The 17422-nt window shown below is 63.5% G+C and carries 14 protein-coding genes; 5 read left to right on the forward strand and 9 right to left on the reverse strand.

Going from position 1 to position 17422, the window contains the following annotated elements; genetic code table 11:
• Positions 1-354: 354 nt before the first annotated feature.
• From QRN10_RS23790 to QRN10_RS23800, 3 genes are all read right to left on the reverse strand, one after another.
• Complete coding sequence (locus tag QRN10_RS23790; protein WP_181076848.1) at positions 355-900, reverse strand: thioesterase family protein; 546 nt, start codon at positions 898-900, stop codon at positions 355-357.
• A gap of 176 nt (positions 901-1076) precedes the next feature.
• A complete protein-coding gene (locus QRN10_RS23795; RefSeq protein ID WP_285429293.1) occupies positions 1077-1385 on the reverse strand; it encodes a hypothetical protein in 309 nt (102 codons plus the stop codon).
• 145 nt (positions 1386-1530) lie between these two features.
• Complete coding sequence (locus tag QRN10_RS23800) at positions 1531-2253, reverse strand: pirin family protein (RefSeq protein WP_253508082.1); 723 nt, start codon at positions 2251-2253, stop codon at positions 1531-1533.
• 179 nt (positions 2254-2432) lie between these two features.
• Between QRN10_RS23800 and QRN10_RS23805 the strand changes: the two genes are divergently transcribed.
• The gene (locus QRN10_RS23805) at positions 2433-3383 is read left to right on the forward strand and encodes a GlxA family transcriptional regulator (protein WP_285429294.1); all 951 of its coding nucleotides are present in this window, start codon (positions 2433-2435) and stop codon (positions 3381-3383) included.
• Positions 3384-3532: 149 nt separating this feature from the next.
• Positions 3533-5005: an ATP-binding protein gene (locus QRN10_RS23810; RefSeq protein ID WP_285429295.1), complete on the forward strand. Its 1473-nt coding sequence runs from the start codon at positions 3533-3535 to the stop codon at positions 5003-5005.
• Here QRN10_RS23810 and QRN10_RS23815 read toward each other — a convergent pair.
• Both QRN10_RS23815 and QRN10_RS23820 read right to left on the reverse strand, forming a co-directional pair.
• Positions 4952-7723, reverse strand: coding sequence for an ATP-binding protein (locus QRN10_RS23815; protein WP_285429296.1), 2772 nt, complete (start codon positions 7721-7723; stop codon positions 4952-4954). The two genes, QRN10_RS23810 and QRN10_RS23815, sit on opposite strands and share 54 nt — an antisense overlap.
• A 58-nt stretch (positions 7724-7781) precedes the next feature.
• Positions 7782-8180 (reverse strand): helix-turn-helix domain-containing protein, encoded by a 399-nt coding sequence (locus QRN10_RS23820; RefSeq protein WP_181076857.1) that lies wholly within the window; start codon positions 8178-8180, stop codon positions 7782-7784.
• Positions 8181-8394: 214 nt separating this feature from the next.
• Between QRN10_RS23820 and QRN10_RS23825 the strand changes: the two genes are divergently transcribed.
• Positions 8395-9303, forward strand: a complete 909-nt coding sequence (locus QRN10_RS23825; protein ID WP_181076858.1) for a LysR family transcriptional regulator — start codon at positions 8395-8397, stop codon at positions 9301-9303.
• Between the two features lie 87 nt (positions 9304-9390).
• Here QRN10_RS23825 and tkt read toward each other — a convergent pair whose 3' ends face one another.
• Entirely contained in the window at positions 9391-11445 is a 2055-nt protein-coding gene (tkt, locus tag QRN10_RS23830) for a transketolase (protein ID WP_285429297.1), read from the reverse strand.
• 175 nt (positions 11446-11620) lie between these two features.
• On the opposite strand from tkt, the gene QRN10_RS23835 reads away from it, so the two are divergent.
• On the forward strand, positions 11621-11845 hold the full coding sequence (locus tag QRN10_RS23835) for a DUF465 domain-containing protein (RefSeq protein ID WP_285429298.1): 225 nt from the start codon (positions 11621-11623) through the stop codon (positions 11843-11845).
• 74 nt (positions 11846-11919) lie between these two features.
• On the opposite strand, the gene hglS is transcribed toward QRN10_RS23835, so the two are convergent.
• Positions 11920-13296, reverse strand: coding sequence for a 2-oxoadipate dioxygenase/decarboxylase HglS (gene hglS, locus QRN10_RS23840; RefSeq protein ID WP_285429299.1), 1377 nt, complete (start codon positions 13294-13296; stop codon positions 11920-11922).
• Between the two features lie 196 nt (positions 13297-13492).
• Here hglS and QRN10_RS23845 point away from each other — a divergent pair, with 196 nt between their 5' ends.
• Positions 13493-16156: an MGH1-like glycoside hydrolase domain-containing protein gene (locus QRN10_RS23845; protein ID WP_285429300.1), complete on the forward strand. Its 2664-nt coding sequence runs from the start codon at positions 13493-13495 to the stop codon at positions 16154-16156.
• A 65-nt stretch (positions 16157-16221) separates the two neighbouring features.
• Here QRN10_RS23845 and QRN10_RS23850 read toward each other — a convergent pair whose 3' ends face one another.
• Both QRN10_RS23850 and QRN10_RS23855 read right to left on the reverse strand, forming a co-directional pair.
• Positions 16222-16536, reverse strand: coding sequence for an SCP2 sterol-binding domain-containing protein (locus QRN10_RS23850; RefSeq protein ID WP_253508067.1), 315 nt, complete (start codon positions 16534-16536; stop codon positions 16222-16224).
• A 56-nt stretch (positions 16537-16592) separates the two neighbouring features.
• A complete protein-coding gene (locus QRN10_RS23855) occupies positions 16593-17303 on the reverse strand; it encodes a histidine phosphatase family protein (RefSeq protein WP_181076867.1) in 711 nt (236 codons plus the stop codon).
• Positions 17304-17422 lie beyond the last annotated feature (119 nt).

A 17422-nucleotide genomic window follows, 5' to 3' on the forward strand; every position in this document is an offset into this window, starting at 1 on the left:
GTGGGTCAGCAACACAGGTATCGACTGAGCAGGCCCCATCGGGGGCAAGCCCCCTGCCACAGTTTTTGACGATGTTCACTTGAGCACAGTGGTCCCCGGCTCGGTCGCCAGGTATTACAGCCATCCAGAGGCCAGCGGTAATCCAAGGTGGGAGGGTTGTACACCCCTGCCACAGTTTTTGACGATGTTCACTTGAGCACAGTGGTCCCCGGCTCGGTCGCCAGGTATTACAGCCATCCAAAGGCCAGCGGTAATCCAAGGTGGGAGGGGGCTTGCCCCCGATAGCGGTGGGTCAGCAGCGCAGGTATCGACTGACCGAGCGCTTTCCACCGGGTTTGTGTCACGAAAAAATGCCTAGGGGATCTGCTCTTCAGTGCGCAGTTGCACACTCATTTCATCGCAACTGCGTGCCCAGTCCTGCAGCCACTGCGGCATGGGCGGCGAAGCTTCGTCCAGTCCCAGTTCCCGGACAAACTCGCTTGGCGGCAAGGTGCCCTTGGCCGAGCGGAACAACCCGCGCATGACCACCACTCCAACCACGCGGCCGCGACTGACGAAACGATGTTCCATCAGGCTCCACTTAGCGTCCCAGCCGAGCATGCGGGTGTGCACTTCGAAGGCTTCGAACAGCTTTAATTCACGGCGGAATTTACCCCAGGTATCACCCACGATCGGCAGCGCTTTGTGCCGCAGTGCGACGCGAAACGCCCCGGTGCGCAGCACGAAATCCATGCGCGCCACGTCCGCCAGGGAAAAGTAGCGGCCATTAGTGACATGCCGGTTGATGTCCAGGTCCAGGGGCCATACGCGCATACGCACCACCGTAGTGGCCAGGCCATGGGCAGGTTTGCGCCAGGGACGACGGCACAGCAGGTACAGCAAGCGAAACCACAGATTCATCAGCCCATCCGAGTCTTGATCAAAGGGTGGCACTTTAATGAGCGGGCGAGGGCTGGGGTAGGTCTGCAAATGACTGATTTCAGGCAAACCGTGCGATTGGGTGAATCGGCGCTATTACACGCGAAAAAAAACCGGCTGATCAGGCCGGTTTGGGGTACCTCGCAAACAGCGAGGGGTCAAGCATGGTTGTCCAGCAGACGATCCGCACCGCCTTCAGCCAGGCCGCGTTCCTGCAGACGATCCGCACCGCCTTCAGCCAGGCCGCGCTCCTGCAGACGATCCGCACCGCCTTCAGCCAGGCCACGCTCCTGCAGACGATCCGCACCGCCTTCAGCCAGGCCGCGTTCCTGCAGACGGTCCGCGCCACCTTCGGCAACACGTGTTTCGATCAGACGATCCGCGCCGCCTTCGGCCACGACGGGGTGAGCAAAAGCGCTGGTAGCGAGTACCGAGAAAGCGAGGCTAAGCAGGAGTTGGCGTTTCATGAGTGTGTGCTCCGAGTCATTAAGTTGGGGTGTTGCCGGGTATGGGTTGAATGTTACGCCTTGCATTTTTGAAGAGAACTTCATTGGGCTGATGGTGACTATCGACGCCAGCGATGGCCCGTTGTCCGGGTCACCGCACGGTCGGTCATGGCATCTGCGGTAAGTCATGCGGGCGCAGGTCGAACACCAGCACCTCGGCGTCCTCGCCCTGGCTGAGGCGAATCTGACGTTCATCCCGCACGCGGGCACCGTCGCCTTCCTGCAAGCGTTGGCCATTGATTTGCACGCTGCCCCGGGCGACATGAATGTACGCATGGCGGTCTGGCGGCAGGTCGAGGGTGGCGGTTTCATCGCCGTTGAACAGCCCGGCATACACCCGCGCGTCCTGGCGCACGCTCAAGGAACCGTCGGTGCCGTCCGGCGAGATGATCAACTGCAGACGCCCACGTTTCTGCGCTTCGCTGAAGTGCTCCTGCTGATAGCGCGGCTCGGCGCCGGCCACCGAGGGCACGATCCAGATTTGCAGGAAGTGCACGCCACGGGTCTGGCTATGGTTGAACTCGCTGTGGGCCACGCCGCGGCCGGCACTCATCAGTTGCACATCGCCGGGGCGGATCACTGAACCGGTGCCCAGGGTGTCCTTGTGTTCCAGAGCACCTTCCAGCACGTAGGAGAAAATCTCCATGTCGCGGTGCGGGTGCTGGCCGAAGCCTTTGCCGGCGGCGACGCGGTCATCGTTGATTACCAGCAGGTCGGAAAAGCCCTGCTCGGCGGGGTTCCAGTAGTTGGCGAACGAGAAGGTATGGAACGACTTCAACCAACCGTGATTGGCGGCGCCGCGTTCGGAAGCTTTGCGAAGGGTCAGCATGGTCTTGTCCTCAAGTAAGCGCGGGCTGCGACATGCAGGGCGCTGGCGTTGAGAAGAAGGTTACTGGTTGTCGTAGAATTCATTAAGAAGATAAAAACTGAATAACTGTCCACTTGTGGTTGACAGTTGCCGGCGTGCCATAATGCCCGCCGCATTTCCTTCTCTGGAGCTTTCGCTGTATGAAAACCGTGGCCATGGCGCTGTTCCCGGACTTCCTTCTGCTCGACATGGCCGGTCCGCTCGAGGTGTTTTCCATTGCCAACCGCTACCTGCCGCCCGCGCAGCATTATCGGATCCTTACTCTGGGCACCGAGCCCGGCCCGTTGCGCGCCTCCAATGGCGTGATGGTGCAGGCCGACCTGTTGCTGGAGCAGGCCGACGATGCCTACGACCTGCTGCTGGTGCCCGGTGGGCCGGGGGCCTACAACGAGTGCCATCCGGCGTTGCTGCCGTGGCTCAGGGCGGCGGTGCCACGGGCGCGACGCTACGGCTCGATCTGCACGGGTGCCTTTGTGCTGGGGTACGCCGGGCTGTTGGACGGCCATCGCGTGACCACCCACTGGCACTACACCGAGCGATTGATCAAGGCCTTTCCCGAGGCCATCGTCGAGACCGATCGCATCTACTTGCAGGATGGTCGCCTGATCACCTCCGGTGGGGTCACGGCGGGGATCGACCTGGCGCTGTCGGTGGTCGCCCAGGACCATGGCAAACAGGTCGCGGTGGAAGTGGCCAAAGTGCTGCTGGTGGTGATGAAGCGCCAGGGCGGCCAGGCCCAGTTCAGCCCCATGACCTCAGCCGTGGCGCCTCAGGAAACCCCGATCACCCGCGTGCAGAACCATGTCCTGGCGCACCTGGAGCAGTCTTTCACCATCGAATCCATGGCCGCGCTGGCCGGTATGAGCGCACGCCACTTTGCACGGCTGTTCGCCAAGGACGTGCAGATGACGCCCATGGCTTTTCTGCAGGGCGCGCGCATCGACCGCGCCCGGCATCTGCTGGAAACCACCGAGCTGCCGCTCAAGACTGTGGCGTTTCACGCCGGGTTCGGCAGCGTGCGGCATATGCGCTTTCTCTTCAGTGAAAAACTCGGCCTGACCCCGACCCAATACCGACAACAGTTCAGTTAACGACAGCGTGTCCGTCTGGCGCACCGGATTGTCCGTATCGCTCCCTGTGCCAGCATTGTCCCGTCATGGCCAGCTGGCAAGATAGCGCCAGGCCCACGGAAAAGGATGCGCGACGCCCAAGACCGGGTGTTCCAGCGCGATGACGAGACATGAACAACCTTCAGTCGATGGACGCTGATGGCACGCTGCGCTTCGGTGCTTATGTCTTCCACCGCCAGCAACGCCTGGTCAGCAAGGCGGGTTGGCCCGTGCCCCTGGGCGGGCGGGCGCTGGATATTCTTGCAGTGCTGCTCGAGGCACCAGGGCAATTCGTCGATAAGGCGACCTTGATCGAGCGCGTCTGGCCGTGCAGCGTGGTGGAAGAAAACAACCTGCGCGTGCACATCGCCGCCTTGCGCCGTGCCTTCGATGGGCAGCGCTACATCCTCAATGATCCTCAACGCGGCTACTGCTTTGCGGCCGTGGTACAGGGCGCGCCGCTGCTGGCTGCGGCGCCGCGGCACAACCTCGGCGCCCGACTCAGCCCGGTGATCGGGCGCGACGAGCTGCTGGGCATGCTGGCCCGACGCTTGTCCGGGCAGCGCCTGATCACCCTCAGCGGGTACGCCGGCGTGGGCAAGAGCACCTTGGCCCTGGCGCTGGCCGAACGCGTCCTGCCGCGCTACCGCGACGGAGTGTGGTGGGTGGACCTGGCCACGGTGAAAGCGCCGAGGGCAATGTTCGAGCAAGTGGCGGCGGTGTTGCAGCTGCAACCCCCAGGCACGCCCGACGAGCTGGCGCGTCAATTGGCGTCGCGTCAGTTGCTGCTGGTGCTCGATGGCGCCGACCTGCTGCTGAGCGCTTGCCGCCAGTGGCTGCGAGCAATACGCGCGTACGCGCCACGGGTCAGCGTCCTGATCAGCAGCCGTGAACCGTTGCACCTCCCCGGCGAATGGGTGCAGCAGGTGCCGCGCCTGGCGGTGCCAGCGCCGGCCGCGCTGGGCAGTGTCGAACAGGCGCTGGCCTGCCCGGCGGTGCAGTTGTTCGTGGCGCGCGCACGCGCCGGTCAGCAAGGCTTTGTGTTGCGCCCCCAGGATCTGGCGCCGTTGCGCGATATTGTATGGCGCCTTGACGGCCTGCCTTTGGCGCTGGAACTGGCGGCGGCGCAGGTGGACGCCCTGGGCATGCGTGGTGTGCAGGCGCAACTGCGCAAAGGCCTGCAGGTATTGACCCGAGGGCGCCGCACCGCAGTGGAACGTCACCGGTCCCTCATGGCCGCACTCGATTGGACCTATGAGCGCCTGAGCCTGCCGGAACGCTGGTTGTTCCTGCAATTGGGCCTGTTCAAACAGGCGGTGGACCTGCCGACATTGAGCGCGCTGGTCACCGGCACCGAACTGGAACATGCCGACCTGTCATACGTGCTGGCGCGCCTGGTGAATGTCTCGCTGCTCAGCGTCCAGCCCGGCCCAGGCGCCCGTCGCTATCGCCTGCTTAACTGCCTGCGCAGCTACGCCTTGGCGCAATTGCGCGACCCGCGCCAGGTGGAGCGCCTGCAGCACGGCTACACGCATTACCTGGGAACGTTCTCAGGCCGGCCGTTTGTCCTGCAGCTGGTCGAGCAGGCGGCGAGCGTCGACTAGATCCGCCGTGGCGAAACCTTCGCTGAAACGCTCATACACGGCCTTGAGCATGTCCCGTGCAGCATCCGCGCGGCCCTGGCCCTGCCATACCCGCGCCAATGACACAGCGCTGCGCAGCTCCCAGGCCAGCGCACCTTGGCGCCGCGCCAGCTCGATCGCCTCCTGCAGCAGGGTTTCGGCGGCCAGCGTGTCGCCGTGGCGCAGCCGTTGTTCGGCGCTCACTCGCAGAACCTCCGGCGCACACCAGCCTGCGGCACCGCTGCGGGCGCGGGCCTCGCCGTGCTCATCGACGTCGCTGGCGCCCAGGGTGATCAGGATGTCATCGATCAATCCCAGGCCCTGCAGGTCGTTGCCGGTCAGGATCCCCGCGTAATGCGCGGCCCAGGTCTGGAACAGCTGCACGCCATGCTTGTGCGACTGCTCCAGCAGCAGCGCCTGCAGCGACTGCGCCGCGGCCTGGTCGCCGTTATAGCGGGCAATTACCACGCCCGCCAGGGCCAGGGTGTAGCAGATCGACGTGCCGTGGTTGATTTGCTGTGCCAGCTCCAAGGCCTGGCGGGCGGTGCGCCAGGCGCGTTCGGCATGGCCTTGCAGCCACAGGATGCGCGCCAGCACGGTCAGCGAGGCGACACACTGGTCGTATTGCACACCAATGCCGTGGGCGAACCGGTTCAAGTGGCCGCTGTGGGCCATGCGCTGGAGCACCTGCTCGGCATTCTGGCGGGCCAGAATCTGGTTGCCCGTGTAGTGCTGCGCCAGCACTTGCAGGCGTTGATTGCTCACGCCCAGCAAGGGGTCGGTGCGCGGGTCCAGGCGGTCGAACTGCTGGCTCTGCGCCAACGCTTCGCCATAGCGACCGCTACACAGATTCACCGCCAAATGCCCGGAGATCGCACGCAACTGCCCGCTCAGGTCCTGGCATTGCTCCGCCAGGCGCCTGGCATCGTCGAACGCCGCGCCGCTCTGAAAGGCGCCGCCCACGGCATGGTATGACAGGCTGCCGAGGGCCAGTTGCAGCTGCATGGCCAACTGCGGGCAGGGCACATCGGTATTGGCCATCAGGTCCAGGGCCTTGCCCACGTACAAACCGTGTTCGCGCAGCAGTGACAACTCCTGCCACAGCGGCATCGTGCTGACGGTCAGGCGGATGGCCAGCGCGTGCGCGCCTTCCTCGCCCAGGCCCCAATCGAGCGCGGCGCGGATATCTTCGCGCAGCGGTGCGTAGCGATCGATCCACGGCTGCGTGGCCAACGATGACCAATCGGCCTGCGCCTGTTCCATCAGCGCCAGGCAGCGCTCGGCGTGGCGCTCGCGGGTCGCGTCGAGTTCCTGGGCGAGGCTGAGTTTTTCCAGGGCGTAGGCGCGCGTGATATCCAGCAGGCGATAGACCATGTCGTCATCGCCGGGCTCGACGTTCAGCAGCGATTTGCCCACCAGTTGGGTGATCGCGCCGGGCACCTGCGCCGCCGAAAGCGCTTGGCCGGCGATGACCGCTGTCGCGCTGGCCAAACTGAAGCCATCGCGAAACACCGCCAGACGGCGCAGGCAGATCTGCTCGTCGGCGCCCAGCAGGTTGAAGCTCCAGTCCAGCGTGGCGCGCAGGGTGTGATGGCGGGGCAGGGCGTTGTCCCGGCCACGGTTGAGCAGGCCGGGATTGTCGTCCAGTTGCGTCAGCAGTCCCGGCAGGCCGAAGCGCTCGATCTGCGCCGCTACCAGTTCGATGGCCAGGGGAATACCGTCGAGGCGTTGGCAAATATCGATCGCCTGGGGCAGCTCGGTTTCGCTGAGTTCAAAGTGCTCCTGATGCGCCATGGCCCGTTCGATCAGCAGTTGCAGGGCCGGGTAGCCAAGGGCCTGGGCGCGGTTGACGCTGGCGGGTGGGCAGGCCAGCGGGTCCAGGCGCTGCACGTACTCACCCTCGGCGCGCAGCGCTTCGCGGCTGGTGGCCAGAATGTGCACGTGAGGGGCGTGGCGCAGCAGGGTTTCGCTGATCAGCGCGATGTCGTCCAGCAGGTGCTCGCAGTTGTCGATCACCAACAGCAGCTGACGCTCCTGCAGGCTGCGCGCGAAGGTCACCAGCGGCCCGTGTGCGGCCGGTGCGAGGTCGAGCAGGGCGGCGAGGTTGGGCAGAATCAGCGACGGTGTGCTCAGGGGCGCCAGGTCCAGCAGGTGAATCCCGTCGCGGTAATGGCCGATCAGCAATTCCGCCACGCGCAGCGCCACGGTGGTCTTGCCGATGCCGCCGGCGCCGGTCAGGGTGACAAAGCGTTGTGCGGGCAACTGCTGCACCAGGCTGTCGATCAGCGCATGGCGCCCGATCATGCGAGTGCGGCGCAGGGGCAGGTTGTGGCATGGACGCTGGGGAACACCATCGCTGGGCAGGCTCATCGGTTCAATGCTCAGTGGCGCAACAAAACTGTAGCCGCGCTGGGCCACCGTGACGATATAACGCTGCCCGGCCTGGCCATCGCCCAATGCCTTGCGCAGCGCCGCCATGTGCACCCGCAGGTTGCCGTCTTCCACCACGCTTTTAGGCCAGACCCGCGCGATCAGTTCCTGCTTGCTCACCACATTGCCGGCCTGCTCCAGCAGGATCAGCAGAATATCCACCGCCCGCCGGCCCAGGCGCAGGGGGCGATCGGCCTCCAGCACCAGGCGTTGGCGTGGGTGGACGCGGTAGGGGCCGAACTGCACGGCCTGATCACGAAGGTCACTCATGGGTGGCCATGCTCTGGGAACGGTAGGCGGCCAGCATAGGCCAGGCGCGTGCATACCACTAGGCGGCGATCACCTGCGACTTGTGACGCAGTTGGTGATTTCGCCAGGTCATCGGGTTGACCCCTTCGCTGCGGGTGAACATATGGCAGAAGTGCGCCTGGTCGCAGAACCCGCACTCCAGGCTGATTTGCGTCAGGCTCAGGGAAGACGAAATGATCAGCTCTTTGGCGCGCTGGATGCGTTGTTGACGAATCCATTCCTGGGGCGACAATCCGGTGGTGCATTTGAACGCCCGGGAGAAATGGCTGCGCGACAGCGCGCAGGCCTGGGCCAGGTCGGCGATGGCCAGGCTTTCGCCCAGGTTGGCCAGGATCAGTTGTTTGGCGATACGTTCGCGCCGGGGGCAGAGGCCGCCGGTGGCGGGCAGGCGGGGCGCACAGTACTCAAGTCGGGCCATGACAGTTATCCGCAGTCGATGGGAACGTTCCCGGTGAATGGATGCAGTGTAGACCGCTGCATTCTTGGCGCCGGAGCCTGTGCCTGACGAGTTAATCGTTGTTAATTTTGCCAGGTGCGGCCGCCTGGATCGGCGAAAAAGACAGCACAGGCATGCAACCCGCAACATGCTGAATGTGCTTAGCTGGCGGCCTGATAACCGTCTGGATAGCGCCATGAACCGCAATGACCTGCGCCGCGTCGACATGAACCTGCTGGTGATTTTCGAAGCCTTGATGTTCGAGAAGAACCTGACCCGGGTCGCCGAAAAACTGTTTATGGGGCAACCGGCGGTAAGCGCGGCGCTGGGGCGTCTGCGCGACCTGTTCGACGATCCGCTGCTGCTGCGCAATGGGCGGGGCATGGAGCCTACGCCACGGGCGGTGGCGATTCTCAAGGAGCTGCAACCGGCCATGGACACCATTTCCGGAGCGGTCAGCCGCGCCAAGGATTTCGATCCTTCCACCAGCTGCGCGGTATTTCGCATCGGCCTGTCCGACGACGCCGAATTCGGCCTGTTCCCGCCCTTGCTCAGCCAACTGCGCGAAGAAGCACCGGGGATTATCGTGGTGGTACGCCGTGCCAATTACCTGCTGATGTCATCGTTGCTGGCCAGTGGCGAGATCTCGGTGGGGGTCAGTTACACCACCGAACTGCCGGCGAATGCCAAGCGCAGGAAGCTGCGGGATATCCCGTGCAAGGTCCTGCGCGGCGACGACGGCGCAGCGCCGCTGAGCCTGGACGACTATTGCGAGCGGCCCCATGCGATGGTGTCGTTTTCCGGGGACTTGAGCGGCAATATCGACCTGGACCTGGCGCGCATCGGTCGGGCGCGGCGAGTGGTGCTGGCGGTGCCGCAGTTCAGTGGCCTGCGAGCCTTGCTGGCCGGCACGCAGATCATCGCCACCGTGCCGGACTACGCGGCATGCGCGCTGACCGAGGGCACGTCATTGCGCGCCGAAGACCCGCCGTTCGAGATTGATGCGGCAGAGTTATCGATGGTGTGGAGCGGGGTCCATGACAACGACCCGGCGGAGCGCTGGTTGCGCGCGCGGATTGCCGAGCATATGGCGCGCAAAGTGTGAAATCGGCGCTAGGTCGTAGTCGCAAAAAGAGCTGAGGGAGCCCGATTCAATCGAGCTCCCCGCGCCGCCCTGGCAAAGAGGTGACTGTCAGTGGGTTGCCAGTCGAATCTGGGCCTTGGCTTCTTTCACCACATGCTCAACCGTGAATCCGAACTTCGCCTGGAGTTTGCTCAGCGGTGCCGACGCACCAAAACTGTTCATCACCACCTTGGCGCCCGTCTGGCCCACATACCGATCCCAGCCCAAGGGGCCGGCCTGTTCGACTACCACTCGGGCGGTCAGCGCCGGGGGCAGCACGCTGTCGCGGTAGGCCTGGTCCTGATCCTCGAACAGCTCCCAGCTGGGCATGGACACCACTCGCGCGCCGATCCCGTCAGCCTTGAGCTGTTCATAGGCCGCCACGGCCAGGCTGACCTCACTGCCCGTCGCGATCAGGATGACTTCAGGCGCGTCAGCGCCTGCCAACACATAGGCGCCCCTGGCGGCACCGCAAGCCGGCGCGTACAGCGTGCGGTCCAGCGTCGGCAGCGGTTGGCGTGACAGCACCATGCAGCTTGGCCGATGGGTCTGGGCCAGGGCGACCTTCCACAGTTCCAGGGTTTCATTGGCGTCGCCAGGCCGCAGGGTGAGCAATCCGGGGGTGGCGCGCAGTTGGGTCAGGTGCTCGATGGGTTGGTGTGTCGGTCCGTCTTCGCCGACGCCAATCGAGTCGTGGGTAAACACGAACACCACCGGCAATTCCATGATTGCCGCAAGGCGGATCGGCGGTTTCATGTAGTCGCTGAACACCAGGAACGTCGAGGTGTACGGCCGCAGGTAGGACAATGCCAAACCATTGGCAATCGCGCCCATGGCATGTTCGCGGATGCCGAAGTGCAGGTTGCGACCACTGTAGTCGTCGGCGCTGAAACGCCCGGCACCGTCGAACGTCAGGTTGGTTTTGGTCGACGGCGACAAGTCCGCCGAGCCACCGAGCAACCACGGGATCTGCTGGGCGAAGGCGTTCAGCACCTCACCACCGGAGGCGCGGCTGGCGACGCCTTTGGCATCCGCTGCAAAGCTGGGCAATTGTGTCTGCCAATGCTCGGGCATCAAGCCTGCGCGCATGCGGCGTAACTCATCGGCGCGCTGCGGGTCGAGGCCGGCCAACGCCTGGTTCCACGCTTGGAATAACGGCTCGGCGCGCTCGTACAGCGCATCGCGCAGGGCCGTGCGCGCGGCGTCGGGCACCAGGAAACTGGCATCCTGCGGCCAGCCGTACGCGGCCTTGGTCAGGCGTATTTCCTCGTCGCCCAACGGCTCGCCATGGGCGGCGGCGGTGTTGTGCTTGTGAGGCGAACCGTAGCCGATCACGCTGTCGACCACGATCAACGTGGGCGCGCCGGTATTGGTTTGGAATGTTTGCAGGGCGTGGCTCAACGCGGCCAGATCGTTGGCATCGGTGACGTGCAACGTGTGCCAGCCATAGGCCTGGAAGCGCTTGATCACATCCTCACTGAACGCAAGCTCAGTGTGGCCTTCGATGCTGATGGTGTTGTTGTCGTAGATCCAGCACAGGTTATCCAGCTTCAAGTGCCCGGCCATGGACGCCGCTTCGCTGCTGATGCCTTCCATCATGTCGCCGTCGCCGCACAGGGTGTAGACGTTGTAGTCGAACACCACCTGGCCGTCGCGGTTGAAGCGCTCGGCCAGCCAGCGTTCGGCCATCGCCATGCCGACGCTGTTGGCGCACCCCTGGCCGAGCGGGCCGGTGGTGGTTTCCACACCGGTGGTCATGCGGTATTCCGGGTGGCCGGGCGTCTTGGAGTCCGCCTGGCGGAACTGCTTGATATCGTCCAGGCTGATCGCCGGCTCGCCGGTGCGTTGGCCATGAGCGTCGATCTCCACCACACCGGCCAGGTGCAGCAGCGAGTACAGCAGCATCGAGGCATGGCCCACCGACAATACAAAGCGGTCCCGGTTAGGCCAGTCGGGTTGCTCCGGGTGGTAGCGCAGAAACCGGCTCCACAACGTATACCCCACCGGCGCCAGGCCCATGGGCGTGCCGGGATGGCCGGAATTGGCCTTCTGCACGGCGTCCATCGCCAGGGTGCGAAGGGTGTTGATGCATTGGGTGTCGACAGCAGTGGCTGGGTGAGTCATGAACCGGTCTCCCTCGGTGTGCGATCTGCAGTGGAGGGCAGGACGGCGCAAAAGGTTTGATCTCATCTCCCCTGCCGCGACGAACGGGGCGAGATTGATCCTGGACATGACAAGACCCCGGTCAATGGTCTAGCTTCAAGGGCGTCAGCCATTGATCAACATGCGGAGGTACGCCATGCCAGTGAAACACGACCTGTATCAGGATTTGGGGTTGAGCAAGGGAGCCGTTCACGAACGCAGGGCAAGCGATAAACGTCTGGACTCGCTGCTCAGCCAATACGACGCCGCCGATGCGGACGTAGTGAAGGCCGAAGGAGCAAGTGCCAGCGATGAGGACGTGGAAAAACTGAAGAAAAAACGCTTATTGGTGAAAGACAAGATCGTGGCGCAATTGGGCTGAGCACAACCTGGGAGCGAGTAAGCTCGCTCCCACTCAAAGGGCAGTTTTATCCAGGACCGCATGAACGGCAGCGTTCAGGCCAACAACACCCGCAAACACTCCTCCATCGATCGCTGTTGCGTCTCTGCATACAACTTCAATTCATCAAGGGTCGGGCTGCCCAGGGCCTGCTCGAACTCGGCCTGGTTCGAGTTGGCCGAGTAGTGACTTTGCGCAGCGTCCCCCAGGTTCGACTGGAAGATTCCGGCTGCGCTCACTGGCAGGAAGTCCTCATAGACCAATGGTTCTACATCGATGTGTCCTGCGTCGATCAGCGCCGGCAGGGTGCGGGGTTGGTCGGCCTGGCCGCGGGCTGCCATGCCTGTGTGCGTGGCGAAGTAGCGAAAGTACGCCAGGCCCTGTTCGCGCATGTGCGCGTAGTTATCGGGGAACGCCTGGAAGTGCTGCGCCATCAACTGCGTGTAGCGCGCGGCGTTGCTCTCGTTGGGGAAGGCGCCCAACTCATCACGGGCGGCATTCAGCAGGCGGTCATACAGCGCGCGGCCCTTGGGCGTGAGTGCGACGCCGCGTTGTTCGATTTCGCCGAAACGTGCGCTGTGGCTGCCTTGGGCGTCGGTGAATGCGATGGGTTCGTCGAGGGCTTTGAAGCTGGTCTGGCGCAGCAGGATCGGACACTGGCGGCGGGGCGGGCCTTCGATCACGGCTTTGGGCGTGATGCCTTTACCGGGCATGGCGGCTTGTACTTGGTCGATGTCCAGGGTGCGCGGGGTGAGGTGGTTGATATGCGGGCCCTTGAAGGCCACCACGTCGGCGATCAGGCGATGCTGGTCGCTGAGTTGCCGGTATTGCGCGGCGGTAACCGTGGCGGTGTGGTGCCAGCGGAACGTTTCCAGGGCCTGGCGGATAAATTCATCGGCATCCGCTGCGTTGAGGCCGCCGTCTCGCTCCGCCTGCTCGATCAACGCCAGGGCGCCCTGGGTGAAGATCGAGCGTTTGGCCAGGGCGGTTTCGGCGAAGACGCGCAGTTCGGGGTTTTCGATCAGTTCCAGGCGCAGCAGCGACGTGAATACGCGAAACGGGCTGGCTTGCAGCGCGCTTTCATGCACCGCGCGGAACGCGGTGGAATGCACCGGTACGCCCGCCGGGGTCAGGTCGTAATAGCCCACCGGCTGCATGCCCATGACCGCGAACAAACGGCGGATGGTGGCCAGCTCGGCGGCCGTGCCCAGGCGAATGGCGCCATGACGTTCCATGTCCAGGCGCTGGATTTCGCCGGTGCGTTGCAGCTGTTGCGCCAGTACCGGGTCGGCCTCAAGCGCCTGCGCGTTGACCTGCGCCACCAGTTCCATCAGCGCGCCATACAGCGGGACTTCCTCGCGGTACATCTCGGACATGGCCTTGGAAAAGCCCTTGCGAATCTCGTCTGGGCTGACAGGTGCGCTGGCTGGCATAGAAAAATTCCTGATGACAATGGAAGAGGGCGTGAGCGTTGGCTGGATTTTGTTGAGCTCTGGGGCGGCTTGCAAACGAAGAATCCTCTGGACTTCATTCTGCAAACGAATGAGTCAAGGTAAAACCGAGTTCATGTGCATTGATACGCGCAGGGGTTCTACACTGGCCGCCACCCATTGCCTGATGGAGGATTGGATGAGCGCGTCTATTCTGCAAACGATCGAGGGCCGGCGCCTGCTTGGTGAGTGCGCCGACGCCTGGCGCGCGTGGGGGCCTTATCTGAGCGAACGCCAGTGGGGCACGGTGCGCGAGGACTACAGCGCCGACGGCGATGCCTGGCGCTACTTTCCCCACGATCACGCGCGCAGCCGTGCCTATCGCTGGGGCGAGGATGGCCTGGCCGGTTTCAGCGACAAGGCGCAACACTGGTGCCTGGGCCTGGCGCTGTGGAACGAGCGCGACGCGATCATCAAGGAGCGTCTGTTCGGCCTGAACAACGCCGAGGGCAACCACGGGGAGGACGTCAAGGAGCTGTACTTTTTCGTCGACGGTGTACCGAGCCATGCCTACATGCGCATGCTGTACAAGTACCCGAACGCCGCGTTCCCCTATGACGACCTGGTCGCCGAGAACGCCCGGCGCAGCTTGAGCGATGCCGAGTATGAAATCCTCGATACCGGGGTGTTCGAGGACAACCGTTATTGCGATGTCAGCGTCGAATACGCCAAGCACCAGCCCGACGATATTTTCATGCGTATCACCGTGCACAACCGCTCGCAGCAGCCCACGCGCCTGCAGGTGCTGCCGCAATTGTGGGCGCGCAATGACTGGAGCTGGACATTCGATGCACCCAAGCCACGGCTGAGCCTGGACGGCGAGCAGGTGTTGGCGCGTCATCCTGAGCTGGCGGATCGCCGTCTCAGCGCCTGGGGCCAGGACGGGCTGGAATGGGTGTTCTGTGAAAACGAGAGCAATGTCGTTCGGTTGAACGGGCAGGCAGCGCCGGGTCCGTTCAAAGATGGCATCAACGATTACCTGGTGAGCGGCGTTGATTCGGCGATTCGTCGCGACGCCGGCACCAAGGTCGCCGCGCGTTTCATCCTCGATCTGGCGGGGCTGGCCAGCCAGACCCTGTACGTGCGCTTCGCGCCGTTGGCAGCGCCCCAGGTCAATGCGCGCAAGCTGTTCGAGCAGCGTCGCCAGGAGGCAGATGATTTCTATACGGCGTTGCAACACGGCATCAGCGACGCGGACGCGCGCAATGTCCAGCGCCAGGCTCTGGCGGGGTTGCTGTGGTCCAAACAACTCTACTACTTCGACGTCAATCAATGGCTCGACGGCGATCCCACCCAGCCTGCGCCGCCTCGCGAGCGCCTGCATCTGCGCAATAGCCATTGGCGGCACCTGTCCAATTTCGACATCCTGACCATGCCCGACACCTGGGAATACCCGTGGTATACCTCCTGGGACCAAGGGTTCCAGGCCGTTGCCATGGCGCTGATCGATCCGGGGTATGCCAAGCATCAGTTGTTGCTGCTGGTGAAAGATCGCTTCATGCACCCCAACGGCCAACTGCCAGCGTACGAATGGCGTTTCGACGACGCCAACCCGCCGGTGCACGCATGGGCCAGTTGGCGGGTGTATCAGCAGGACAAGGCGCTCACCGGTATCGGCGATTTAGATTTTCTTGAGCGTATCTTCCACAAGCTGCTGTTGAATTTTTCCTGGTGGGTCAACCGCAAGGACGCCGAGGGGCGCAACCTGTTCCAGGGCGGTTTCCTGGGCCTGGACAATATTGCGTTGTTCGATCGCTCGGCCGCGCTGCCGCCGGGCTATCAGCTCGATCAGGCCGACGGCACGGCGTGGGTGGCGGCGTATGCCCTGGACCTGATGCGTATCGCTCTGGAGTTGGCCAAGCGCAATGCCGTATATGTCGATATCGCGGTGAAGTTTTTCGAGCACTTCCTGTATATCGCGGGCGCTATTAACCGGGTCGACGACAGCGCCGAAGGCCTGTGGGACGAGCAGGATCTGTTCTTCTACGACGTACTGCACCGTCCCGACGGCCAGAACGAGCCGGTGCGCCTGCGCTCCATTGTCGGCCTGATGCCGCTGTTTGCCGTGCTGGTGCTGGAACAGCGCGAACACGAAGGGCTGGCGGGGTTGCGTGAACGGCTGTTGGGTTTCATGCATCACCGGCCGGACCTTGCCAAGCTGGTGTCGCGCTGGAACGAACCGGGCCAGGGCAATCGCCTGTTACTCGCGCTGTTGCGTGGCGAGCGCACCAAGGATTTGCTGCGGCGGATGCTCGATGCCGACGAATTCCTCTCGGCCTTTGGCGTGCGCTCCCTGTCCAAGGCGTTCGCCGAGCAGCCACTGGCGCTGAAGATGAATGGCGATACCCTGTGCGCCCGTTACCAGCCGGGTGAATCCGACTCGCGCCTGTACGGCGGCAATTCCAACTGGCGCGGGCCATTGTGGATGCCGGTGAACTACATGCTGATCGAATCGTTGCGCGAATTTCAGCGTTACTACGCGGATAATTTCTCGGTGGAGTACCCGGTGGGCAGCGGCTACCTGGCGTCGCTGGGGGAAGTGGCCGACAGCCTCAGCCAGCGGATGACCCGCCTGTTTCTGCGGGATGAAAACGGTTCACGACCGTCGATGGCAGGGTATGCACAATTGGAGGCAGACCCGGCCAGTCGTGACCTGGTGTTGTTCCATGAGTATTTCCATGGCGAGACGGGGCGGGGGTTGGGGGCTTCACACCAAACGGGTTGGAGTGCGCTGGTGGCGTTGTTGCTGCAGTCCCAATGTGGGAGGGGGCTTGCCCCCGATAGCGGTGGATCAGTCAACTGATGAAGCGACTGACAACCCGCCATCGGGAGCAAGCCCCCTCACAGAGACTCAGGGTCGCCCGCGAATCAGGACGGAAACAGTTCGCTCAGCTTCATCGCCAGCATCATGTCGCCTTCGGTGCGCAGCTTGCCGCCCATGAAGGCCTGCATGCCATCGGTCTCGCCGCTGACGATGCCTTCCAGGGTTTCGCTGTCCATCACCAGGGTGACCTGAGCGTCTGGGTTTTCGCCTTCCTGCAGTTCGCAGGTCTTGTCCTTGACGATCAGGGAGAAGTTCTTGGTGTCGTCGATACGGAAACCGAACACCAGGTCCAGGCCTTCGGCGGCGCTTGGGTTGAATTTGGCTTTCATTGCTTCTACAGCTTTGGCTACGTCAGTCATGGTTTCGATCCTTAAGGGTAGAGTCCAGTGACCTTGGGGTCACGGTTGGCCGCGGTTCATCGGAAGGTGATGAGCTGCGGCGCCTTCAACAGTTGCAAGTGGGTATGGCTGTTGAAGGAAGCCAGGGCCACCTCGCGGCCGCGGAATTTCAGCTGGTTGAGCGAGGTGTTTACAATTTGCCAGTTCAGTTCGAAGGCCTGGGCGGCGGGCATTCGGGTGATCAGATGGAGTAGGGCGGTGATGGTGCCGCCGGAGGTGAACACCGCAATTTTGTGCGAGTTGCTCGCCGCGTCCAGGATGCGTTGCAGGCCGCCTTGCACCCGTTCGATGAACCCCAGCCAGCTCTCCAGCCCCGGCGGGTCGTAGGTGCCGGCCAGCCAGCGCTCGATGATCAGGGCGAAGATGCGTTGGAATTCACTGCGGTTCTGCGCGGCATTGCGCAGGATGTCCAGGGCTTCGGGCTCGCTGGTCAGCAGGTCGGGGAGCAGGGCGCGGATGATGGCGTCGGCGTCGAACTCGTTGAAGGCGCTGTCGGTTTCCAGGGCTGGTATCGGCAGGCCGAGCGCGCTGTACTGGTCGAAGGCGGCCGTCGCGGTGTGCTGCTGGCGGCGCAGGTCGCCGGCGATGCAGCGGTCGAACACCAGGCCCATGTCCGCCAGGTGGCGACCGAGTACTTGCGCTTGTTCCACGCCGATGGGCGACAGCACGTCGTAGTCGTCTGCACCGAAAGAGGCCTGGCCATGTCGAATCAAATAGATGCTGCCCACGTCCGTCACCCGGTACGTTGAAAGTCTGGCGAGGTTATGAGGATGCCGGGGAGCTGTCAATGAAAAAACATACGCTTGTTTTAAAAGCTCCTTAGAGTCCGCTCAAGGGCCCCGCCGTG

Origin of the sequence: Pseudomonas sp. lyk4-R2A-8, from assembly GCF_030209095.1 — a bacterium.
Taxonomy (GTDB): domain Bacteria; phylum Pseudomonadota; class Gammaproteobacteria; order Pseudomonadales; family Pseudomonadaceae; genus Aquipseudomonas; species Aquipseudomonas quebecensis.